Annotated in this window: 24 protein-coding genes; 12 read left to right on the top strand and 12 right to left on the bottom strand. The window is 64.4% G+C overall.

What is annotated here, in order from left to right:
- Window positions 1–10: 10 nt before the first annotated feature.
- From BLV04_RS04910 to BLV04_RS04935, 6 genes are all read right to left on the bottom strand, one after another.
- Window positions 11–652 carry a V-type ATP synthase subunit E gene (locus BLV04_RS04910; RefSeq protein ID WP_093028705.1) on the bottom strand — a complete coding sequence of 214 codons (642 nt, stop codon included), beginning with the start codon at window positions 650–652 and terminating at the stop codon, window positions 11–13.
- A gap of 170 nt (window positions 653–822) precedes the next feature.
- On the bottom strand, window positions 823–1,143 hold the full coding sequence (locus tag BLV04_RS04915) for a V-type ATP synthase subunit F (protein ID WP_093029009.1): 321 nt from the start codon (window positions 1,141–1,143) through the stop codon (window positions 823–825).
- 53 nt (window positions 1,144–1,196) lie between these two features.
- Window positions 1,197–1,649 carry an ATP synthase subunit C gene (locus BLV04_RS04920; RefSeq protein ID WP_093028707.1) on the bottom strand — a complete coding sequence of 151 codons (453 nt, stop codon included), beginning with the start codon at window positions 1,647–1,649 and terminating at the stop codon, window positions 1,197–1,199.
- 130 nt (window positions 1,650–1,779) lie between these two features.
- A complete protein-coding gene (locus BLV04_RS04925) occupies window positions 1,780–3,708 on the bottom strand; it encodes a V-type ATP synthase subunit I (RefSeq protein ID WP_093028709.1) in 1,929 nt (642 codons plus the stop codon).
- Window positions 3,709–3,749: 41 nt separating this feature from the next.
- Window positions 3,750–4,820, bottom strand: a complete 1,071-nt coding sequence (locus BLV04_RS04930) for a V0D/AC39 family V-type ATPase subunit (RefSeq protein WP_093028711.1) — start codon at window positions 4,818–4,820, stop codon at window positions 3,750–3,752.
- Between the two features lie 60 nt (window positions 4,821–4,880).
- The gene (locus BLV04_RS04935; protein ID WP_007195566.1) at window positions 4,881–5,198 is read right to left on the bottom strand and encodes a hypothetical protein; all 318 of its coding nucleotides are present in this window, start codon (window positions 5,196–5,198) and stop codon (window positions 4,881–4,883) included.
- A 342-nt stretch (window positions 5,199–5,540) separates the two neighbouring features.
- Here BLV04_RS04935 and BLV04_RS04940 point away from each other — a divergent pair, with 342 nt between their 5' ends.
- From BLV04_RS04940 to BLV04_RS04980, 9 genes are all read left to right on the top strand, one after another.
- A complete protein-coding gene (locus BLV04_RS04940; RefSeq protein WP_093028713.1) occupies window positions 5,541–5,933 on the top strand; it encodes a hypothetical protein in 393 nt (130 codons plus the stop codon).
- Complete coding sequence (locus tag BLV04_RS04945) at window positions 5,930–6,709, top strand: hypothetical protein (RefSeq protein ID WP_093028715.1); 780 nt, start codon at window positions 5,930–5,932, stop codon at window positions 6,707–6,709. The genes BLV04_RS04940 and BLV04_RS04945 overlap by 4 nt, the downstream gene beginning before the upstream one ends.
- Window positions 6,709–8,541 carry a V-type ATP synthase subunit I gene (locus BLV04_RS04950; RefSeq protein ID WP_093028717.1) on the top strand — a complete coding sequence of 611 codons (1,833 nt, stop codon included), beginning with the start codon at window positions 6,709–6,711 and terminating at the stop codon, window positions 8,539–8,541. Before BLV04_RS04945 ends, BLV04_RS04950 begins: the two co-directional genes overlap by 1 nt.
- 240 nt (window positions 8,542–8,781) lie before the next feature.
- Window positions 8,782–9,138 carry an ATP synthase subunit C gene (locus BLV04_RS04955; RefSeq protein ID WP_093028719.1) on the top strand — a complete coding sequence of 119 codons (357 nt, stop codon included), beginning with the start codon at window positions 8,782–8,784 and terminating at the stop codon, window positions 9,136–9,138.
- Window positions 9,139–9,151: 13 nt separating this feature from the next.
- Window positions 9,152–9,448, top strand: a complete 297-nt coding sequence (locus tag BLV04_RS04960; RefSeq protein ID WP_093028721.1) for a V-type ATP synthase subunit F — start codon at window positions 9,152–9,154, stop codon at window positions 9,446–9,448.
- Entirely contained in the window at window positions 9,445–10,074 is a 630-nt protein-coding gene (locus BLV04_RS04965) for a hypothetical protein (RefSeq protein WP_093028723.1), read from the top strand. Before BLV04_RS04960 ends, BLV04_RS04965 begins: the two co-directional genes overlap by 4 nt.
- Window positions 10,071–11,834 (top strand): V-type ATP synthase subunit A, encoded by a 1,764-nt coding sequence (locus BLV04_RS04970; protein ID WP_093028725.1) that lies wholly within the window; start codon window positions 10,071–10,073, stop codon window positions 11,832–11,834. The genes BLV04_RS04965 and BLV04_RS04970 overlap by 4 nt, the downstream gene beginning before the upstream one ends.
- 255 nt (window positions 11,835–12,089) lie before the next feature.
- Window positions 12,090–13,505, top strand: a complete 1,416-nt coding sequence (locus BLV04_RS04975; RefSeq protein WP_093028727.1) for a V-type ATP synthase subunit B — start codon at window positions 12,090–12,092, stop codon at window positions 13,503–13,505.
- Window positions 13,502–14,110: a V-type ATP synthase subunit D gene (locus BLV04_RS04980; protein ID WP_093028729.1), complete on the top strand. Its 609-nt coding sequence runs from the start codon at window positions 13,502–13,504 to the stop codon at window positions 14,108–14,110. The genes BLV04_RS04975 and BLV04_RS04980 overlap by 4 nt, the downstream gene beginning before the upstream one ends.
- A gap of 406 nt (window positions 14,111–14,516) precedes the next feature.
- Here the strand turns inward: BLV04_RS04980 and BLV04_RS24300 are convergent, their stop codons facing one another.
- The 3 genes from BLV04_RS24300 to BLV04_RS05000 form a co-directional block, all read right to left on the bottom strand.
- Complete coding sequence (locus BLV04_RS24300; protein ID WP_443080478.1) at window positions 14,517–14,978, bottom strand: pilin; 462 nt, start codon at window positions 14,976–14,978, stop codon at window positions 14,517–14,519.
- Between the two features lie 486 nt (window positions 14,979–15,464).
- Window positions 15,465–15,728, bottom strand: coding sequence for a hypothetical protein (locus BLV04_RS04995; protein ID WP_139191861.1), 264 nt, complete (start codon window positions 15,726–15,728; stop codon window positions 15,465–15,467).
- A 28-nt stretch (window positions 15,729–15,756) separates the two neighbouring features.
- A complete protein-coding gene (locus tag BLV04_RS05000; RefSeq protein ID WP_093028733.1) occupies window positions 15,757–16,797 on the bottom strand; it encodes an RpnC/YadD family protein in 1,041 nt (346 codons plus the stop codon).
- Between the two features lie 378 nt (window positions 16,798–17,175).
- Between BLV04_RS05000 and BLV04_RS05005 the strand changes: the two genes are divergently transcribed.
- Complete coding sequence (locus BLV04_RS05005) at window positions 17,176–18,192, top strand: IS110 family RNA-guided transposase (RefSeq protein ID WP_093028736.1); 1,017 nt, start codon at window positions 17,176–17,178, stop codon at window positions 18,190–18,192.
- Window positions 18,193–18,771: 579 nt separating this feature from the next.
- Here BLV04_RS05005 and BLV04_RS05010 read toward each other — a convergent pair.
- Both BLV04_RS05010 and BLV04_RS05020 read right to left on the bottom strand, forming a co-directional pair.
- Window positions 18,772–19,053 (bottom strand): antitoxin, encoded by a 282-nt coding sequence (locus BLV04_RS05010; protein ID WP_093028738.1) that lies wholly within the window; start codon window positions 19,051–19,053, stop codon window positions 18,772–18,774.
- 377 nt (window positions 19,054–19,430) lie between these two features.
- On the bottom strand, window positions 19,431–20,297 hold the full coding sequence (locus BLV04_RS05020; protein WP_093028742.1) for an REP-associated tyrosine transposase: 867 nt from the start codon (window positions 20,295–20,297) through the stop codon (window positions 19,431–19,433).
- A 98-nt stretch (window positions 20,298–20,395) separates the two neighbouring features.
- Between BLV04_RS05020 and BLV04_RS05025 the strand changes: the two genes are divergently transcribed.
- Together BLV04_RS05025 and BLV04_RS05030 are read left to right on the top strand one after the other, a co-directional pair.
- The gene (locus BLV04_RS05025) at window positions 20,396–20,542 is read left to right on the top strand and encodes a hypothetical protein (RefSeq protein WP_175534502.1); all 147 of its coding nucleotides are present in this window, start codon (window positions 20,396–20,398) and stop codon (window positions 20,540–20,542) included.
- Entirely contained in the window at window positions 20,542–20,874 is a 333-nt protein-coding gene (locus BLV04_RS05030) for a helix-turn-helix domain-containing protein (protein ID WP_093028744.1), read from the top strand. Before BLV04_RS05025 ends, BLV04_RS05030 begins: the two co-directional genes overlap by 1 nt.
- A 673-nt stretch (window positions 20,875–21,547) precedes the next feature.
- Here the strand turns inward: BLV04_RS05030 and BLV04_RS05040 are convergent.
- Window positions 21,548–22,033 carry a pilin gene (locus BLV04_RS05040; protein ID WP_093028748.1) on the bottom strand — a complete coding sequence of 162 codons (486 nt, stop codon included), beginning with the start codon at window positions 22,031–22,033 and terminating at the stop codon, window positions 21,548–21,550.
- Window positions 22,034–22,571: the final 538 nt, after the last annotated feature.

Raw genomic sequence — 22,571 nt, forward strand, 5'->3', positions numbered from 1 at the left:
ACTCATGGTCTCATCCGCTGAAGAGGTTGCCGGTGTCGAACCCGCTCGGCAACAGCCGTTCGAGGATGACCTGTTGGACGGCGGGGCGCAGACGTTCCAGTCGACCCTCGTAGGTATTGTCGACGCGGATGCGTCGGTCGCGGCTGGCGACGAGCACCCCGCCGAGCGTCTCGATCGGCTCCTTGGAGAGGGTCACGGTCTTGTGCTCCGGGAGGGTCTCCAGGATGGCGTCCCAGCGCTCGGTCATGCGCTGCAGATCGCGTGCATTGGCCGAGACGATCAGGGACTTTTCCTCGATCAGGTTTGCCGCACGCACGATCAGGCTGTCCAGCCAGGCATCGTAGCGCTGGAGGTCGTCGCCGAACGTCCTCATTCGTCCGGCGAGCGCGCGCTCGACATCCTGCACCAGGTTCCAACGCATGCGGTCCAGGTGCGTCTGCATCTTCAGCTCGCTGGCCTGGACGTGTTGGCGGAAGGTCCGCTCCGCGAGCGTCTTGGCGATGCTCTCTTCGCGGCTCTCGCGCATGCGCAGTCGTTCCGCGGCCTCGCGCAGGATGTTGTCGCGGCTGCGGCTGGCGCGCTCGCGATACTCGCCGGCAAGCCGTTCGGCGCGGGCCAGAATGGCCTGCTCAAGCTCTTGTACTTGATTCACGATCGACCCTCGTTAAATCGCGTCCGGAGCGAAAACCGTCGCTTTGTCGCTTGTCGCTGTCTTGCGGACACCAGGGGCGACGGTTGAGACGCGATTTAATTGATTGAATGCTGTTTGATGACAACCAAGACCTTCGTGGGCTCACCCGGCGATCTGCGAGCCCCGTCGGCTCATGGCTCCGCCTTGGCGTTGACGACGGCGTTGCCGAACAGGGCCGCCAGCCGCCGGGCCACCTCGCTCCCCAGCTGCGGCTGCTCGCCGAGCGGCGGCACCGCGATCACGACGATCCGACCACCCTCGCGACGCACGCGCTTGAGGCTCGGGATGTCCTGCGCCATGACGGCATCGTCGACAACCACGAAGGCCTTCTCGCGCCCACGCAGCAACTCCCGAATAGTTCGGTCGACCAGCTCGGGATCGGGATTGGGATGCGTCTCGAAACCGATGAGTCGAAAGCCGTCCGCAAGCCGATCCTCGCCCAGAAACAGCATCCGGGTGGGCCGGTCGTAATCGTAGGTGTGCTGCGCGTCCACGCCGGGCTCGCTCAGATCCGGTTGAGCAAGAGGATGGAGATGACCAGCCCGTAGATGGCGATACCTTCGGCCAGGCCCAGATAGATGAGTGTACGGCCGAGGTTCTCCGGCTTCTCGGTGATGGCCGCCAGCGAGGCGGCGCCGATCGGTCCTACGGCGATACCGGCACCGATGGTCGAGAGCGCAGTCGGGATGCCGGCACCGATGATCGCCAGACCCATGCCGACGGACATTTCACCCGCGGCGGCAATGCCTTCCGCGCCCGGCTCCACTGCAAAGACATCGTTGATCCCGAACACCAGCAAGCCGAGCTGGGCGCCGACGAAAACCACCAGCTGGGTCGCCATCGCCGGTTTGTACCAAGGCCGTGACCGGGTGGCGAGCTGAGGACGGAATTCGAGCATGAGGCCGAGCAAGATAAGGCCGAGGACGGCAAAGGTCATGAGGGCGACGAGCCAATACATTGAGTGCTCCGGTGTTTTGTTTGGATTGTGGCGATTGAGTTCTTCCGCGGCACAAGGCCTGCGCGGAATCGATGCTTTTAGGTGTTTGGTCCGTTTGGTACAACAGCAGATTTGACTATGAACGAATGACTTAGGCCGATCCACGCGGGAACTTCAATGGCGCGAACTCATGGCCGTTCCCGGAGAAGTAGCGCGAGAACCCCTCGAAATACTGCAGGCGCATTACCTGGATCATGACAATTCCGCCCTCCAGGACGATGACGAAGATGTTGCCGAGAATCAGGGTCACGACATGACCGAATGCACCCATCATCCCCGCGAGGGTGAAGATGGCAATCGAGAGCGCCACGTGATTGAGGCTGAAGGCGGCTACACGCAGGAACGACAGGGTGTTGGAGACATAGCCGATCAGGGTCTCCAGTGTCTCGATCACGACCACCAGGATCTTCTCGCTGATCGGTGCCTGCTGATGCTGCCAACTGTGCCAGGCGAGTGCGGCGAGCGAGCCGATCACCAGCACCATCGGAATCGTTCCGAACGTATCGGCTGCGCTCACGCGAACCCCGGGGACACCCTCGCCGGCCGTGGCGATGTTCACTGCGCCGACGATCAGTGCGAGATAGAAGATCAGATTGACGATGCCGTGATGTCCGAAGACGGCCCCCGACCAGTTGCGGATCACCAGTCGGTTGTAGATTGCGAGCAGACAGGCGATGGTCAGAAAGACCACACCCCATCCCAAAGCGATCCTCATCATCAGGAGCGGGTCGCCGAGCGGACTCATCCAAAGTGCAGGGATCAGATGCTCTTCGCCGAAGATGCTGCCGAAGAGCACGCCGAAGACCATCGAAGACAGCCCGGCCATCAATCCGAACGGCCAGAAGCGCCCGAGCTTCTTGCGCAGAAGCCAGGCGGCCAGCGCGATCACGGCGCCTTGGCCGATGTCGCCGAACATGCTGCCGAACATCAAGACGAAGGTCACCGCGAAGAGCGGTGTGGGATCGACCTCGCCGTACTCTGGCACGCCGTATTGCTTCACCAGCATGGCGAAGGGCGAGAGGATCCAGCTCTTGGCCGGCACCGTCGGGACAAGTACGCGTTCCTCCGCCGTCGGGTTGCGCACGCTCATTTCGAAGGGATGGTTGAGCGACTCGCGCAGGCGTGCGTCGAGCCGCTCCACCGAGCGTGCCGGGACCCAGCCGGCCAGATAAGCCAGGTAGCCGGCGCTGCGGATCGAAGGATCGAGCGAGACCAGCGGCTCGGCCAACATGAGGGTGCGCCGAGCTTCCAGCAGCGGTCCCGCAAAGGGGTCGGACCAGCGTGCGAGCGTCTCGAGCAGGGTCTTGCGTTGAGCATCGATCGACTTGCGCTGAGCGTCGAGGTCGCGCTGCAGCTCGGCCGGGGTGCGGTCGAGCTCCTGCGGGATGGGTAGGTTCTGAAACCCCGCGGCGTCGAGCACGGCGGAGAGCTGACTCTCCTTCGTTCCGGCCGGGCCGACAATCACGACATGGGCGTTTTCGTCCTGCTGCATATAGACATGCAGGATGTACCCGGCCAGCCCGACGGCGCCTTCCAATTGGCGCAGGTTCTCGCGCGGAACCAGACCGACGTAGAAGTCGAGGAAACGCGTCTTGCTGCGCAGCATCCCCAGATCGATGTTGAGATGGGCGAAGTTCGCCAGTGCCGCTTGTTGCTCCTTCACCAGGCGCTCCTCGTCGTCGAGACGGCGCAGGTCTTCCTCGTAGGCGGAGCTCTCGTTCCAGACCTTGCCCAGCCACGCGTTCAAGGTCTGCAGCTCGGCGAAATCGACGACGCGGACCTCCTCGATCTCGGGGGTTTGCGGCACCGGGATCAACTTGCCGATCTTCTCGAGACGGGCCGTGGCTTGGGTAAAGACCTCGCGATACTCGCGCCCGGGCAGACCGGCGAGCCGGGCCTCGGTCGGCGGGCGTGTATCCGGGTGAAAGCTCTCCATGTCCGCCAAGGCGAGCGATGCCTGCGGAAGATCCTCGGTGAGGACCAGGAGCCGGACATGCTTCATCGGTGTCGAGCGCAACATGCGTCAGCCCCTGTGCATCGGATGGTGAGCCGGGGTACGCATCAGGCTGCCCGACTCCCGGCCCAGGGGCACCCGGGCTCGGAGAGCTCGACCGCGATCTCGATGGCGGCGGAGGGGAGATTCAGGATCTGGCCTTGGGCCAGTGCGAACAACAACAGAAGGTCGCGCTCGCGCAGCATCAGATAGGCCAATGCACGGGCGACGCCCGATTGGGTGCGGTGCAGAACCCAATGCGCCTCTTGTGCTGCGTAGGCGCCGATGCGTTTCTGAACGTCGACGATGTTCTTGCTGCCGGCGAGCAGTCGATCCAGCGGTGTGGGCAGGGTGGCGACGACGCCCTCGAAGGTCTCGACATTCACCAGGTGCAGCAACCGCTCTCGCGTGAGCAGGCGCATCGAGGGGACCAGATGGTAGAAGGTCTCCGAGGCCGAGAGCTGGTAGGAGAACCGGAAGCGCAGCAGCCACATCAGATTGATGCGATCCAGCTCGGCGCCCATCAGGCGTTTCAGCGGGTTCAGGTTCGCGTCGCTGAAGGCCATGACCTGCCGCAACAGCCCGGCGTAATAGCGTTGATCGATCGCCGCCTCCAACGCGAAAGGCTCGCGCTGCTGCTCGTAGACCTCGCGCGCCTGGCGGGCAAGGGTGCGGTGGGCTCCTGCCTCCAGCTGGCGCAACAGCTCCAAGACGTTCTCGGCGCGAAAGAGCTCGGTGCTGACCTCCTCGGACAGGCGCATGTGCTCGGGCAGCACATAGAGATTGTCCTGGATCTCCTTCTGATCGAGGTCGTAGAGCTTGCCCCGGATCAGGGTCTTGAGATTGAAGAGTGCGTACTTGCGCCCCCAGTCGAGCACCAAGGCGCGTTCGGCCGTGTTCATGGGCCTCACCAGGATGAGCAGCTCGCCGAGCAGTACCTGAATCAGGCTTTGCTCTACCGCCCGGCTGCGCGCGCGCGTGGACTGTTGCTCGTCGAGGATGGCGGCGAGGCCGAAACGCTCCGCCAAGGTCGCCAAGGGCAGGTGAGACAGTGCCGCGATCCCGCTAGGCTCGAACAGCTGCGTCGCCATGACGGAGACGCGCGTGTTGAGGTAGGCGTGGTCGGCAATGATGGTCATGAAGCAACCGCGGGTGAGCTGCTGATCGGATGGCGCGCCGGTGAGGAATGCATTCGGCTTTCAGCGATCGGGGTCGATCAGAACCTGAAAGGCGGCATCCAGCGCCTCGCCCTCGCGGCGCTCGGCCTGATCGCGCAGTTGGACGTGCCGCTCGTCGTAGCGACGGCGCAGCTCGGCGACGTTCTGCTCGGCGCGCTCCTCGGCCTTTGCGATGAAGCCCCGATGCAGATCCGGGATCCGCGTGGTGAAGCGATCGTTCTCGGATTTGGCATCCGCCATCGCCTTTTGAATGGTGCGCTCCTGCTCGGCCTCGGCCTGCTGAGCGATCTTCTCGGCGCGCATCTCGGCTTCGAGGAGGCGTTGGAGGGTGTCGTCCATCGTGGGCTACCTGCAAGAACAACAGAGGTACGGGGATCTAACCTTACCCGAAGACCGGGCAAAAAGCGCGCGACACTGCCGAGCGTTATACCCAGATCGAGTCCGAAGTGCATGCGCCGGTCGGTGCGATCGGTCATGAAGCTGACCCGGATCAAATCCAACAAGCGCCGCCGCCACGCATCCGGCGACGGCTGGACTAGAATATCAGCGTATTCTAACGAAACCGCTTCCCGAGTGGAATGCACGGGTACAAGGAGCGGAGAGGCTCGGTCGAGGCCCAAGGTCTTTGGGCCAAGTCCTTTCCGGGGAACGCGGTCGACGTGCGATGGAGCGAGACGCGGCGTGATCAAGCAGCCCTCCGATGCGGACCTGGAACGGATCGATGCCGCGTTCAATCGGGCACTGGCCGCCGAGGCATCCGCGCGCGAGTCGGTCGAAGCCTGTCGCATCGAAGCCGATCGGCTCTTGGCCGAAGCCGAAGGCCACGCACGCCGCCTCGTCGAGCGTACCGACCGACGCCTCCTCGCCGTTCAGCGGATCGCCGACACCAGTCTACAGCACGCCCTTTCCGAGCTCCTCGGTCGGGTTGCCGAGCCGCTCGGCGACGGCCTCGGCGCCGCCGCCGACACTCGATTGAACACCGCCATCGATACTCTCGCCGAAGAGATGATCGGTGCCGGCGCCGATATCGGCGGCGCAGTCGGGCCGCGGGATCGCGAGGGCGGTCCGTCATGAACGCCGGCCCCCGTCTCGCCTACGCCCAAGCGCGCCTTCAAGCACGCCTATCTCAGCTGCCTACGGCGGCGGATTGGCAGCGCTTGTCCGGCGCGCGCACCCTGGCCGCCTATCTGGAAGAGGCGCGCGTGACCGGTCTGATCGATTGGGTCAGGTCCTTCTCCGGATTGAGTCAGGCCCATGAGCTGGATCGCGGTTGTCGCACACTCGCGCTCGAGACGGCCGAGACCGTCGCCGACTGGTCGCCTGCGGGCTGGCGGGCGGCGATCGAGTGGGTCGCTTGGCTGCCTTGGCTGCCGCAGCTCGAGCATTTGGCGCGCGGCGAGACCTTGCCGGATTGGTCGACCCTGGACGTGAGGCTGCGTGGCCTGATCGGCGAGGACGGCGCACTGGATCGGCAAGCCTGGGAGGCGAGCGGGCTTGCCGCGCTGTCGCCCGGGCCCGACGCGAGCGGTGCGGCGCTCGATCTCGGCGAGCGCTGGCAAACGGCATGGCGCGAGCGCTGGCCGACCTGTCGAGGCCGCTGCCGGCGCGATCTGGACGGATTCTCCCGGTTGATCCAAGGACATCTGGAGCGCTTCCGCGGCGTACCTTCCGCCTCCGCATGGGAGCTGCGCGAAGCCCTGCGCGATCGGCTGCGCGCCTATCTACACCAACATCCGGTTCAGCCCGTCGCACTCTTTGCCTACCTCGCGATCGTCTTCCTGGATCTCGAACGGTTGCGCGGGGCCTTGCTCAGTCGGGCGGTCTTCGACACGGAGCGTTTGGGTTTCTGATGTTGCGTCCTGCCTCCACGCGCTGGTTCGAGGTGCTGTGCCCACGGCGCGAAGCCGTGCGCACGGTGACCGAGCTCGCGCGCACCGGGGCGGTCGAGATCGAGATCCGCGATCGTGTCTGCGGGGATTCCCCGCTTGCGCATCTCTCCGAAGGACTCGGGGTCTACGAGGCGCTGAAGGTCCGCTACGGGCGCTACTGGGAGCGCGGACGGCTGCGGCGAAAGGTCTTGGTCGAGTCGCCCGACGTGGTCTTGGAGCGCGCGCTGGCGCGTGTCGGTGCGTGGCGGTGCGAGGCCGATCCGCTGATCGACATCCTCCAGTCCTGCGAGGAGGAGCTGACCCGTCTGAAGTGGTTGGCGCAGGTGATCGGCAAGATCATCGACAGTCCGCTCGACTTCGGCGCGGTGGCGCGCAGCGGGCCGGTTCTCGGAACCTTCTGCGCGGTCTTGCCGAGGGATGCCCGGCCGCAGCTGCCGGACTGCGTCATCCCGCGTCAAATCCCGTGGGGCGATGAGTATTGCGCCATGATTCTGGGTCCGCGGGATCGGCTCGATGCGGTCAAGCGTCTGGTGCAGGCGGCCAAGGGACGGGTCATCGAGCGGCCGCCGTGGCTGAAGGGCGATGCGCGCGATTCGCTCGCAAGGATCGGTGCGCGGCGCGAGTTTCTCTCCACGCGCGTTGTCTATCTCAAGGCCGAGCTGGATACCCTGTTCGACGAATACGACCTCGGCGACACACTCGGGGAGGTCGACGGGCTGGCCTGGTTTGCCGGACACGTCGGGTGTCTGGAGCGTGCCGGCGAGCATCTGATCTGGGTCACGGGTTGGACCGACGATCTCGGCGGCGAGCGACTCCGCGCCGCTCTCGACGCCGGACGCACCCGCGCCCTGCTGCGCCTGACCAAGCCGCCACCCGGCAAGCGCCCGCCGCAGATCCTGGACAATCCACCTTGGGTGCGTCCGTTCGAACTCTTCGCGCGCGCCTTGGGCGTGCCGGGCTCGGACGAGGCGGATCCGACGCCGTTGTTGCTTGTCGTGGTGCCCCTGTTGTTCGGCTACATGTTCGGCGACGTGGGTCAGGGCGCGGTGCTGGTTGGCCTCGGGCTCTGGCTGCAACGGCGCTGGCCGGAGGCGCGCTTGATGGTGCTGGGCGGCGTCTCGGCGATGGTCTTCGGGATCCTGTTCGGGAGCCTCTTCGGTCGCGAGGACATCATCCCCGCACTCTGGATGCATCCGCTGCACGATCCCTTGACCTTGCTCGCCGTCCCTTTGCTCTTTGCCGTGGTCTTGTTGAGTCTGGGGCATCTCCTGTCGGGTCTGAGCGCACTCTGGCGCGGCGAGCTCGGGCGCTGGCTGATGCAGGATCTGGGCTTTCTGGTGCTCTATCTGGGGTTGATCGCGACGGTGCTGCGCCCCGGCCTCGGCTGGATCGCGCTGCTCGGGTTGGCGTGGTACCTGATCGGCGCCTTCCTGGTCCATCGCGCCTTGCTCGGAGGGCTTGCCGCCATCGGACACCTCTTGGAGTCCGGCAGCCAGATCCTGGTCAATACGCTCTCGTTCGCGCGTGTCGGCGCCTTTGCGTTGGCCCATTCGGCACTCTCGGTCGCCGTGGTCACCATGGCCGATTCGGTGCCGCTCTGGGCCGGGATCCTCATCATGATCCTGGGCAATGTCCTGATCATCCTGTTGGAAGGGCTGGTGGTCTCGATTCAGACCACGCGGCTCGTGCTGTTCGAGTTCTTCAACCGCTTCCTGCAGGGCACCGGGAGGGTCTTCCGGCCGCTCCCGGCGCCGCCGCCCATTGTGCGGGAGGCCGTGCAGGGTGCGGTGTGAGCGGATCCGGGTCCGTCGGCGGTTCAACGCGTGCTAAACCGCGTCCAGTGCGAGACGCGCATGTTCGAGTGAGATCGACATTGGGTGCAACCACGAGCCTTCGCGTGGACGCGGTTTAAAATGATTAATTTTTTAATAACTTAAACCGCGCCGACTCCAGCGGTCGTGAAGTCTGCCGGGTCTGATCCCATCCAAAAACATCGCATACCGCGCCGGGCGCGGTTTAAAAGGAGTGGAGTCATGAATCGACAAATCCTGTTCGCCGGTGTGATGGTGCTGGGCGTCGCCCTGCTCGCCGGAATCTCCAGCCTGCTGCTCTGGCAGCCGGGTGCGATCGCCGCGGAGGTCGTCGCGCTCGAGGTGACGCCGCTCGATCCGGATGTACTGCGCTGGGGGTATCTGGCGGCCGCCTTGGCGACCATGGCGAGCTCCATCGCAGCGGCCTATGCGGTCGCGTCCATCGGCGCGGCAGCCGTCGGTGCCTTGGCCGAGAAGCCCGATCTGTTCGGGCGGATGGTCATCCTGGTCGGACTCGCGGAAGGCATCGCCATCTACGGTCTCATTATCTCGGTGTTGATCCTCAACCGGCTCGGTTGAGGAGCGCATCGTCATGGCCGCCTGCGCCTTTCTGGGCGACGAGGTCAGCGGGCTCGGCTTCCGGCTCGCGGGGGTCGAGGTCCATTGCCCCGAGTCGCAGGAGGTCCGTGCGCTCTTTCTGCGGCTGCGCGAGGAGACCCGCGTGATCGTCATGACCGCCGAGATTGCGGCCGCATTGCCGCCCGATCTGTTGCGAGACGCGGAGTTGGCGACCTGGCCGCTGGTCCTGGTGATCCCGGACGTGCGCAACCGGGTTGCCGCACCGGATCTCGTCGCCGAGGTGCGGCGCCGTTTGGGGATGGCCGAATGAAGCTCGAGGAGCGCGAACGTGGTTTGCTGACCCTGATTCAGGAGTATCGGGATGCGGAGTACCGTGCGCTCTTGGAGACGGCGCGGGCCGAGGCGAAGACCCTGCTCGCCGATGCCTATCGTCGCGCACGCACGCAACTGCACGCGCGCGTGATCTCGGAGCGGGCGAACGCGCGGTCCCGGCTCCACGCCGCCCGCGCCGAGCACGACACCCGTCTGCGCGCCAGCGGAGATCGGGCCAACGCGCAACTTCTGGAGCTGGCGTGGCCGCGTTTGCGCGAGGCGCTGAGCCGGCGCTGGGCGCATGCAGACACACGCGCCGTCTGGGCGAGGCATGCCATCGCCCAAGGGCGGCAACGGCTCCCGCCCGGGCTTTGGACGGTGCGCCATCCGCCGGCGTGGTCCGCGGCGGAATGGGGGCCGCTCGAGGCCGAGCTGACCCGGGCGCTGGGTCAGGCGCCGCATTTTCGGGCCGACGGCGCCGTGACGGCCGGCCTCGTCATCGAAGCGCAGGGTGCGGTGCTGGATGCGAGCCTCGAGGGTTTGCTGCGTGACCGCCGACGGTTGGAGGCGCGCCTGTTGGCGGTATTGGCACGGCATCCGACGGATGCGGGGGTCCAGACATGAGCACGGCGGAAACCACTTGGATCAGCGGCCCCGTCCTGCGGGCACGCCCCGACGGCGCCTTCCGTCTGCGCGAGTCGGTCACCGTCGGGGATCAGGCGCTGCTCGGCGAGGTGATCCGTATCGCCCGCGACGAGATCACCGTCCAGCTCTACGAGGACACCAGCGGCCTGCGCCCCGGGATCGAGGTCACCGGCTCCGGTCGGCTCCTGTCGATCCGTCTCGGACCGGCGATCCTTGCCGGGATCTTCGACGGACTGCTCCGCCCCATCGCGGATATCGCCGATCCCTACGTCAAGCCGGGGATGCAGGTGCAGCCCGCCCGCCGGTTCCACTTCACGCCGAGCGTCTGCGTCGGCGATACCCTGATGCCCGGTGCTGCGATCGGCGAGGTCGCGAACGGGACCGGCATCGCCCAGCGCTGCCTGGTGCCTGCGGATCTGTCGGGCGGGCGCGTCACCGCCATCGCCGACCCCGGCGAGTACCCGGACGACCAGCCGATCTGCTGGATCGACGCCGCCGACGGCCGAAACCTCGCGATCGCCATGACCCATGAGTGGCCGGTGCGGGTACCGCGACCCGTGCAGGCGCGTCTGCCTTCGGACGAGCCCATGCTGACCGGGCAGCGCGTCATCGACTGTTTGTTCCCGGTTGCGCGCGGCGGTACCGGGGCGATTCCGGGCGGTTTCGGCACGGGCAAGACCGTCTTGCTCGAGACCGTCGGCAAGTGGTGCAACGCCGATGTCATCGTCTATGTCGGCTGCGGCGAGCGCGGCAACGAGATGGCCGGCTTGCTCGCCGAGTTCAGCGAGCTGGAAGACCCGCGCAGCGGACGTCCCCTGCTCGAGCGCACCGTCGTGATCGCCAACACCTCGAACATGCCCGTTTCGGCACGCGAGGCCAGCATCTACACCGGCATCACGGTGGCGGAGTATTTTCGCGACCAGGGCATGAACGTCACCCTGATGGCGGACTCCACCAGCCGCTGGGCCGAGGCCCTGCGCGAGGTCTCCGGCCGGCTCGGCGAGCTGCCCGGCGAGGCCGGCTATCCGGCCTACCTGAGCAGTCGCTTGGCCGACTTCTACGAGCGTGCCGCACGGGTGCGCACCCTGGGCGGTGAGATCGGATCGGTCACGCTGCTCGGCGCGGTCAGCCCACCCTCGGGCGACTTCTCGGAGCCCGTGACCACGCACACCCGACGCTACGTGGGCTCGCTCTGGGGCCTCGATGCCAAACGGGCCCAGGCGCGCTTCTACCCGGCGATCCACCCCCTGCAGTCCTACAGCCTGGTCGCCGGAAACCTCGCGCGCTGGTGGCACACCGCCGGATGTACGCGCTGGCAGGAGCTGCGTCGGCGGTTCCTGACGCTCTTGGAGGACGAGGCCCGCCTGGAGCGCATGGCCCGCATCATCGGACGCGACGCCATGCCCGCGCGCCAGCGGCTCGTGCTCATCTGCGCCCAGCTGGTCAACGAGTGCTTCCTGCGCCAGTCCGCCTATTCGATGAACGACCGCTACGCCAGCCCGTCGCGCCAAGCGGTCATGATGCGCCTGATCGGCAGCTTCATCGAAGGCTCCGAGCGCCTGCTCGACGCCGGCGTCGCCCCCGAGGCGATCCGCGACCAACCCGTCTTCCGTCGTCTCATGCGCATGGGCGAGGAGATCGAAGAGGGCGACTGGGAGGCCTTCTCCGCGCTCGATCAGGAGCTGACCGCGACGATCCGGCGGTTGATCAACGAGGCGCGCGAAGGGGGAGGGGGATAGCTTCGGGTCGCCAGCCGTCAACCACCAGCCGGGTACTCGCTGCCACGCTCCGCGTGGGAGTGTCGCCGGGACGCTCCGCGTCCTGCCGCCAGGTCGACGTGCACCGCCGGTGGTCCGTCACTGCGCCGATCCACGACCGTACCGCCCTGCCCCGCGATGCAGAGCGTCGGGTCTACACTCCCACGCGGAGCGCGGGAGCGAGTTGGGCAGGAAGCAGGAAGCTCCGGCACTCATCCCACGCAAGCAGGTACGCCAATGACATACGCCAGACTCGTCGGAGAAGAGATCGCCAATCGTGCCGAGGGTCCGCTGCTGTTCTTGAGCCGCAGCCTCGACGTCGGTCTAAACGAGGCGGTGGAAGTGGAGGGCGCGGACGGCTCGGTGCGTCTCGGGCGTATCGCCGCCTTGGACGAGGACTCCATCACGGTCGAGATGCTCGACGACACCGCCGGGCTCGCCCTGCAGGGCACGCGCGTGCGCTTCTTCGGCGAGCCGCTGCGCTTCCATGTCGGTCCGGGGCTGCTCGGGCGGGTCTTCAACGGCATCGGCAAGCCGCTCGATGGCGGGCCGCCGCTTGCGGCCGAGCATGCCTACCGGGTCGATGGTCTGCCGATCAAACCCACCGCCCGCGAGGCGCCGAGCGAGTTCCTCGAGACCGGCTTCACGGCGATCGATCTCATGAACAGCCTGGTGCGCGGCCAGAAGCTGCCGCTCTTCTCGGGCGGCGGGCTCCCCCATGACCGAATCGCGGTCGACATCGCCTGCAACGCGCGCCTGCCGGGCGATACGCAAGAGGCGGAAGGGTTCGCTATCGTCTTCGCCGGCATCGGCATCCCGCACGACAGCGCCGAGTTCTTTCGCGAGGAGATGGAGAAGAGCGGGGCGCTCGCGCGCACCGTGCTCTTTCTCAACCTGGCCAGCGATTCGAGCGCCCAACGTTTGCTCGCCCCTCGCTTCGCCTTGACCGCCGCCGAATACCTCGCCTTCGTCGAAGGCATGCATGTCCTGGTGATCCTGACCGATCTCACCAATTACTGCGAGGCCCTGCGCGAAGTCTCGGCGAGCCGCGGCGAGGTCCCCAGCCGCAAGGGCTATCCGGGCTACATGTACTCGGACCTGGCGACCCTCTACGAGCGCGCCGGCCGCATCCGCGGAAAACCCGGCTCGGTCACGCAGGTCCCCATCCTGACCATGCCGAACGACGACATCACCCACCCCATCCCGGATCTCACGGGCTACATCACCGAGGGCCAGATCGTGCTCGATCGGGATCTGCATCGGCGGGATATCTATCCGCCGATCCGCCTGCTGCCGAGTCTTTCGCGTCTGATGAAGGACGGCATCGGCAAAGGGCGCACCCATGCCGATCATCCGGCGCTCGCCGCCCAGCTCTACGCCAGTTACAGCCAAGCCCAGCAGACACGGGTGCTGGCCGGCGTGGTCGGGGAGGACGGTCTCTCCGAAGACGACCGCAAGCTTCTGATCTTCGGCGACAACTTCGAGCAGAAGGTGATCCATCAAGGCGTCGATGCCCGGACCCTGGAGGAGAGCTTGGCCGCCGGCTGGTCCGCCCTGCGTGGCTTACCGGCCGGCGAGCTGCACCGGCTCGACGACCGCCAGATCCGCGAGCATCTGCTCGATCGAGCCCCGCGGCGAGAACCCGTCTCATGACCGAGCGCGCCATCGTCCCGACCCACAGTGCCTTCCTCGAGCTCAAGGAAGAGCGCTCGGGCATGCGGGAAGGTTATCGATTCCTCGACGAGAAACGGCTCATCCTCGCCGCCGAGATCCTCGCCGAGCTCGGCCGCTACGAGCGTGAGCTGACCGCCTTTCGAGCCGACTACAGCGAGGCCGTCGATGCACTCCAAAGCGCCGTCGCCCGACACGGCCTGGAAGGACTCGCCGTCCACCCGACGGCACCGCCGCTCGATACGGATTGTCGGCTCGCGCCGCGGCGCGTACTCGGGGTGACCCTGCACGATCTGATCGAAAACGACAGGCAGCCGCAATCGCCTCCGCCTAGCGTCGCCGACAGCCCGGAGGCCGACAGCGCTCGCCGTGCCTTCCAGGCCCTGATCCCGCGCATCGCCCGTCTCGCCGCCATGGTCGGCAATCTCCAACGCCTGCGCGCCGATTACGCCCGCACCGCCCGCCGCGCGCGCGCACTCGAGGACGTCCTCCTCCCCGAGATCGACGAAACCCTGCGAGCAGTTGAGTCCGCACTCGAAGAGCTCGAGCGCGAAGAGGTCGTTCGCGCGCGACAGGTTCGCACCTGACAATTCCGTCGCGAAACGCCCTCGATCATCGCCCTGTTGTGCCGGCCCTCACGGACCACGCCACCCGAGATTGTCGAACTGCATCGCGACCCGTTGGCCGCAGCGTCAGCGCAAAACGCCGGCACGGCTTAGGTTGGCGTGTCGCCGACGTCGGGCAGGAATGCCCGGACTGATGAAAAAGGCCCCGCTCGACGCATAGACGCCGCTGATTGTTGATTCTGAGCTGACCATCCCGATCGCCACTCGAGGCTTCGAGTCGACTCCCCGGCGGCACGCGCCGATCGTCGAGCGATTCGGTGCGTTTCAACATCGCCGGCTTGCGCTGCGCCCGCCGCATCAAATCCGGCCCCCGGCGATTCACCCGCTTGGCGTTCAAGCGATCGGCAGTCTGCTTATGAACCGCTCCTCAAGACGGCGGTTGCCGACAAGTCGCAGGCAGCCATTCCAATCTGAGCGGTTGGACATCCCGCGGTCCGCACAGCCAGGTCACGACACCTCCGTTCGGTCCTCCATGCCCTTCGAGGCGCAACTGGCTGTTGGCATCGCCGCCGATGCCGTTGTACACGGATCGGCGCAGCATCACCTCCATACGGGCCTTCGCGCAGCCCGCGTCGGCATTGCAGGCCCCGACTCCCTTGAGCTCCAGACGGCGAATGCTGGGATGGTTGTCAGCCGGGAAGATATCGAACTGCTCGCGCTCGGTAGAGTTGATCGGGAAGCGCCCATGGTCGGCGTAGAAAAGGCTCAAATCGGTCTTCACCCTGCCGACCTCGAGAAGAACCTCGGTCACCTTCGCACGAATCGCATAATCCTGGTATGCAGGTACCGCGACAGCGGCGAGGATTCCGATGATCGCCACGACGATCATGAGTTCGGTCAGGTTGAATCCCTGCTGATGTGGTTTCACGGTCGATGTCCCTGTCTGGTCTGGGTTCTGTCGGGGAGCTAGCAGCTTTCGGGCCGATCCGGAATGAGTGTGTCATGACCGTGGGCAGATCGTGATGTCCGCTCCAACGACGCCTGATCTCATCCGAATCAGGATCCGAGCATGATGCCGAGCAACGCCCGCTCCCTGGAAGATCTGCACACCTCCCCGGCCAATCGCCTGGAGTCCCTGGGTGGGGATCGCGCCGGGCGGTTCAGCATCCGCATCAATCGGCAGTAGCGCGAGCGGGCGGGGTCAGATCCCGACCTGTGATATCGGCGCCGTTCGCCCGTCGACCGGTCGCGATTGCGCCGATCATTCAAAGCCTCGTTGGTTCGATCGGCCGCAAGTGACGCCAGCGATCGTTGCGAAGCGACGACACCCACGGGATAGACGACTTGCAGTCGTCCTCTTCCACTGTCCCGACGGTCAACGACAATGACCAACAAGCGCCCTAGCCGATGCAACAGCTTTCTTGGCAACGACCGCGGCGGCCCACGGAAAGATCGAGTAGGACAAGGAAGTTTTGGTTTCCGTCACCTCGGCTGCATTGAATGTCTCGACCAAATAACGCAGCTCGGCGTTGAACAGCGCATTGACCGATGTCTCTGAAGTCCGCCGAGCATCGATGAGGAAGACTCCAGTACCGCAGGAGATTGACCCCGAGCCTTCGGAGCCTTCGAGCATTTCCATCGGGGTGCCGTCCAGGGCGACCGCGCCCTCATCCTGCCGGCGAAGCGCCTTCAGCGGCGTCCATGCGATCGTCCGCACGCTCCACCTGTGCCTGTACCGCCGTCAACCAGATCTCGCCGTCGTCATCATCGAGCAGGGCTTCACCGAGCTGCTCGAGGGTCTCCGGCGCCCGAATCCGCGCCAACAGCACAGCTGCGCGCTCGGCGACTGCGTCTCCGAAGCGCCGCCGAGCCTGGCGCTGCAGCAATGCACGTTCGGATTCCAGACCCTTTTCCATCCCGCGCTCCATCCCGCGTTCCATCCCCTTCCGTATGCCGATTCGCTCGGCCGTGGTGACGTATCGCATTTGCTTCGCCTCTTCGATGGCTTGAATGGCCCGATGGTAGTCGTCCTCCAGCGGCTCGGGCAACGTCATCACCCAATCGATGAAGGCATACAGGCTCAGCACCTCGTCGCGGTTCAGGCCGCAACGGTACAGACGCCGCGTCAGCCCGATCTTGCGATCCAGCCGCGCCGCCGGGTCGCGTTTGGTCGCGACGGCGGCCAACTGCGCAAGGACGACCAGCGCGAAGGGGTTGGCACTCGCCTCCAGCTCGACCGTGCGGGACTTGAAATCCAGCAGCTTCACGACCGGAAACACCAGTACCGCCTCGCAGCCCCAGAGTGCGTGGTAATAACGCTCCGGTCGCCAGTCGCGCTGCTCATCGGCCAGGATTACCAAGGTCGCGACCGGGCGATCGTAGCGGTCCATCAGGCGCGAGTGGTAGGTATAGAGCCGCCGCGCAAACCCCGGATCCGGCTCGCCCTGCACCTCGGTGTGGATCAGGACCCAGGTCTCCTCGCCGCCCAAACGCCAGACCTTGACCAGCTTGTCGACATAACGGCGACCGACCACGGCGCGGCGCGTGACCTTCTGCAGCTCCTCGTCGAGAAACTCCAAGCCACGCGACCAGTCGATGTCGGCCGCGATCCTCGGGAAGAAGAATTCCAGAAAAGGCCGCTGCCAATGCTCGAGGAGATCCTTCCAGGGGGGATCATAGTCGTCGTGATCGGCGGCGGGCTTGCGCATGGGCCTCTCCGTAGCCTGTTCGTGTCGTCGAGAATCTTACTCGATCGTACACGAAAAAGTTTCAGCGTCATCGGTCCACCGCCAAGCGGCATGATCGTCAAGCGAGATCGTCCCCGGAGCGCGGAGCGAGAAGACGTCGACGCCAGCGCTGAATCCCAACCGGCTCCCCAAAAACGATCCCGCCATCGGTGTACCATGCCCCCGACTCGCACGGAGCGTACGCCCATGTCCACGACCTCGGATCGACCGGATTTCCGCCGGACTTTCTGGAATGTCACAACGAAAGACCTGATAAGCATCTAGCCGACCCCGCCCGCGGGCCTACAGTTAAGGTAGAAGAGAACACCTGAGCTGGAGACCCGGCGGGAGGAGTCGACAATGAAACTCTACGGCGGAATCGATCTGCATTCCAACAATAGCGTCGTGGCCCTTTTGGACGAAGAAGACCGCGTGGTGTGTCGCAAGCGGTTGGCGAACGACGCGGCGCTCATCCTGGAATCCTTGGCGCCGTATGGCGAAGCGATCACGGGATTGGTGGTGGAATCGACCTACAACTGGTACTGGCTGGTGGATACGTTGATGGACGCCGGCTATCGGGTGCATTTGGCGAACACCGCGGCGATCGTGCAGTACAGCGGGCTGAAGTACAGCGACGACGATTCCGACGCCGCCTGGCTGGCCAAGCTGCTGCGCCTCGGGCTGTTGCCGGAGGGCTATATCTACCCCAAGGAACAGCGCGCCGTGCGCGATCTGCTGCGCCGGCGCAGTCGCCTGGTCCAACAGCATACGGCCAACGTCCTGGCGGTGCAGAACCTGTTCTCCCGCAACCGCGGGCGCTCGCTGAGTGCCAATGCGATCCGACGCCTGACGCCCGAGACCGTGGGCGAGCTGCTGCCGGATGTACACTTGGCCCTGGCGGTACAGAGCACCCTGCTGGCCATGCGTGGCCAAGAGGCGGCGATCGATCTGTTGGAGCGCGAGGCCTGCGCGCAGGTCAAAGGCCGGCCCGAGTATCGGCATCTACTCAGCGCCAGCGGCATCGGTCAGGTGCTGGGGTTGACGATCCTATTGGAGACCGGCCCCATCGAGCGCTTTGCCCGCGTCGGCAACTACGCGTCATACAGTCGCCTCGTCGGCAGCGAGCGGCTCTCCAACGGCAAACGCAAGGGCCGGGGCAATACCAAGAGCGGCAACAAATATCTGGCTTGGGCCTATCTGGAGGCAGCCAACTTCGCGGTGCGTTACAACCCCGCGATCAAGCGCTACTACCAGCGCAAGCGCGCGCGGACCAATGGCGTAGTCGCCATCAAGACAGTGGCGCACAAGCTGGCTCGGGCCTGTTACTACATGCTGCGCGAGGGGACCGATTTCGATGTCGATCGGGCCTTCGCCTGAAGGGCTATGGGCGATGCGCCGGTGAGCCAGGTCAAGGGGTTGGCGGACAGCCTCCAGATCTGATTGGCCTCCGGCACATCTCCCGCCGACATCCGTCAGGGAGCAACGCTTGTGACCGAGACGCCTCCGTCATCGAGCCAGCACGGGGTTGGACGGTGTCGACAGGGCACCGAGCCAGCGATCTGTGAATCCGCGGCCCGGCAGGGGCGGGTCGGCGGCGCCTGGATTTTGAGAGATCCGCGCCCCCGCCCCGCACCCACCTCCGTGGTCCACTTGGACCTTGGTGGGGCACCGACGATTTTCTGGGGCTCAGCGAACCAGGGGCCGGGTGTCTACTCCCGACGGAGCAGCCCCACCGCCTTGATCCAGAAGGGTGACTGGCGCGGATCGGAGTGAATCCGCGACCTTTCAACGAGAACCGCGGGCGCGTTGGCGGTACCAAAGTGGCACTTCCCGACCGACACAAGCGTGCTTCGGCGCGAGAAAATAGGTCGTACCATTGATCGGGGTCAGCTAAATGGTGACCCCAGCAGTGCAGCGACCCCAGGACCCCAGTGCTCCCCGGCTTGCCGGGGCTGGTTACTTGTGAGCCGCCTTGTCGACGAGCTGCCCATCAACAAACTTATGGAGCACGCTCGACACTAGCGTCCGATATGGGATCCCCTCTTTCAGGGCACGCGCTTGAAGCGCCCGCAGATCTCGTGATGAAAGACGGATATTGATACGAGCGTCTTTTTTGAATGTTTCTTCCGCGACTCGGCGGTGCTCAGCAATCTCCTTATCGGCATTCTTAACTCGCTTCAGACGGCTCGACTCGAACGCCTCCAAGATCTCATTTTCTTCAGATTTCAGCTTACTCATTGCAACCACCAACGTACTGTTTTGTGGCCTTTCGGCTCGGAATGATGGTTTTCAGAAAAATCTCCCCTTCGTTCTCTACGAACGGCACGAGATAAGCATACTCTTCTACTAGGACGACCGAGATTTTTTGGCCGGGATATCGCTCTTGATTTGGGTGTTCGAAGATGTCGACTTCATTTCCCAACTGGATATTCAAAACGATTTCTTCAAAAGAGATAACTCGCTCCGACTTGAGCAGATCGTTTTTCTCCGAGCTCCATGCAAACGTTTTCATGACCGGAGGGAGAATAGCGCAACGTGTGCCGTTTGTCTTCCGGCGCCCAGTGCAAATGTAACTGTAGGGCCGCGGGCAGGTCGGCTGGATGCCTGGATGCCTATCAAGTCTTGACTTGGGCCTCGCCGGCAGGTCCAGGTGCGTCGCGAATGATTTTGCTGATGCGCGAGCCGTGCAGCCCGAAATAGTCGCCGATCTCCTGCATCGTGTATCCGCCGCTCGCGTAGGCGGCTTTGATCGCCTGATTGCGATCCGCATGCGCCCGTTCGTAATCCGGCAACGCACGCGGAACCTGCCGACGTTGGGCCCGAGGAACCTCGCGCAGATCCCGGTCGTGCGGAATCTTGCGCTGCATGGCCTCGACGAAGGCATCCGAGCCGAGAAAGACCTGCTGCTTGACGGACCCCCAAGGCGAGGGCTGCCCCTTGCCGGCGGCCACGAAGGACCGGTAACCCGCGACGGCTTGCGCTTCCGTCCGACCGAACGCCGAGAGGATCGTGCGCGTCTCGAGCCATTCCGGGGCCGCGTCCTCGCCGATCATCGCCCGATAGCTGCTCCAGGGATAGTCTTCCGGCGAGCGAACCATGCGCGCGCGGACCGGGTTCAGCACCACGTATCGTGCGACTTCGAGAAGATACGCCTCCTTCTGAATCAGGATGGCCTTGTAGCGTCCCTGAAAGACATGCCCGACCCGTTGGTGAAACCGGTTGAAACGCTGCGTGTAGACGCCGTTGAGCTCGCGCATCCCCTTGGAGAGATTGCCGTCCGGTGTCTCGACGAGCAGATGATAATGGTTGGTCATCAGGCAGTCGGCATGGATGACCCAGTTGAATCGCTCCCACACGCCTGCGAGCACATCGAAAAACATCTGCCGGTCACCGACGTCTCGAACAATGTCCTCCCGTCCGTCACCGCGCGAAGTGACGTGATAGAGTGCACCGGCAAACTCGAGTCGCAGGGGTCTGGCCATGACTCCAAAGATACCTCGGAAAGGGCCACAAGTCACAAGTCAAGACCTGACCCCGATGCCGTTCTGCCGTTCGGAAGGGCAAGCGGGGTGGTCTGAGGGTGATCTACTACTCCCTCACGGCCGATCACCAGATCTGGTTCTTCACCCTTTATGGGAAGGACGAAGCGGCGGATCTGACGGCCGAAGAAAAGAACTTACTGAAGAAAGCGATCCAGGCCGAGCTAACGGCCAGGAGGAAAAGCTGATGACGCGCAAACGTAATCTATTCGATGAGTTGATGGATGGAGTCGAATCCATGCAGCAGCAGCGCACGGGCAAGGTGACGCTGCGTTCGCACGAGGTGGAGGACCTACCGCCATTGGTGGTCGATGCCGAACTGATCCGGCAGACGCGAGAACAGATGCATGTCTCTAGGGCTGTGTTTGCCCGCCGTTTGCGCGTTTCTACCCGCACCCTGGAGAACTGGGAGCAGGGCCGCGCTAGGCCGAATGCTCAGGCGGCCGCGCTGATCCTGATGGTGCGAAAGTTCCCGGATACCTTGGACAAACTTCGCGAGCTGGGACAGATTGCGGCGTGATGGTCGGTGTCTCCGTTGTGACCAGCCGCGCCGTCACCGCCGATACGGCCTTGCCGCCTGGCGCGCTACTTCGGGACATCGGAGGCGTTCTGGATGGGTCTCAGGCGGACGACGACCTTGAGGAGGCTCGCAAGCGCCCGGGCGAGCGTCTCGATCGGGACGTCAGGCCGCGGGCGGCTTGCACGGCCCTTTGAGTGTCGCCCGCGTGGCGGGTGACGGCGCTCGTGACACCGCTTCGGCTGTGTTCCGAAAGGAAAGACCCAATGGGTCGGGCGAGTAAGGGCGAGGTGGCGGGAAAAGAAATCTGTCTCCTTATTGGACTTTGCGACCGACTTGCACGGAGCGCATGCCCATGTTCACATCCTCCGATCGACCGGATTTCCGCCGGACTCTCTGGACTGTCACGGGGAAAGAATTGACCCCGGGATCGGATTCTGGGCATGGCTTGAAAGGTAGCTCTGAAAAGGCAAAAGTCAAGACCTGACCCCTGTGACCCGGACCCCTGTGACCCGCAGATGGCGCAAATCCGTCCCCTTTTTGCTGTTGATCACCAAAAAAGAAAAGACCGCCGAAGCGGTCTTTTCTCATCATGGGTTCAGACTAAGGCTTGGTCCTTTGCCGTTAACTTACGACCTCCTGGAAAATAAATCTGTCCCCTTTTCCCTTTTTCGTGTTAATCCCTGCAGCTGGCTGGCAGATATTTTGCCTTTGCCACATCTGCTGCTAATGGTCCGCATTTCCATGCTTTGACTGCCTTATTGGTTCCTCGCGTGAAGTCAGCTGCAACCATTGCAGTAGTGCCAGCCGCGTCGGAGAAAGGCCGCAGTTCTACAGTCATACCATTGGCATCGGCATTGATGTTCTGTGCAACCACTTGAACTGTACCGGTCGCAGTCGTTGAGATCGATGCCACATACTGGCTCGCCGCGGCGGCTGATTCACATCCAAAACCATTTGCGGCAGGTGCTGCAGCCAAGCCAGTCTGAGAAACCTCGGTAATTGCCGTTCGGCAGGAGCTTCCGGCGAGGACGACCTCGCTCATCTTCGCCCTAGCCGTATAATCCTGATAAGCCGGCAAAGCAATCGCCGCCAAAATACCAATGATCGCCACGACGATCATCAGCTCGATAAGTGTAAAACCGGATTGCTGCTTTTTCATGTTTGTACTCTCGTTGCTGTGTGATGATCCGGGCGATCCCGGCGGTCGGGTACTGCCAGTGTTCTAGCGTCGCATCCCTGGGTGTCCCGACCCAGATACAGCATCATTCGGGCCAGCCTCCGGCCTCGGGTGACCGTGCGGATGTCGTGCCGAGACGCCGCGCACGGGACTAAAGGAAATCCACATCGCACACCGTGACCGGCATCACGCTTTCCCGAATCGCCGCCGCGCCCCAAGACGTTGAAATCCTTAAAACCGCAGGGTGATTCAGCGTTTCCCGCCCCGAACGCGATCGATCGACCGGAGACTCTCAGCCGGATGCGTGTCGCGCGTGATCGGCACGGCGCGATCCGGAGGATCCACCCGACAAGACGGTGCGCCCTTCGGTTTCGACCGAGCGCGTCAGAAGGTGACGAAACGGGGCAGGGTGGGGGTGCCCATTCTTGTCGCTCGGGCGGGTCGGGCGAGCGGATCGCGAGCGCCGGGTTGCGGATGGCATCTGCGATGGGGATTCGGCGTCTCGTCGGTTGTGCCGGGC

It is taken from the genome of Thiocapsa roseopersicina, from assembly GCF_900106925.1.
GTDB lineage: Bacteria > Pseudomonadota > Gammaproteobacteria > Chromatiales > Chromatiaceae > Thiocapsa > Thiocapsa roseopersicina.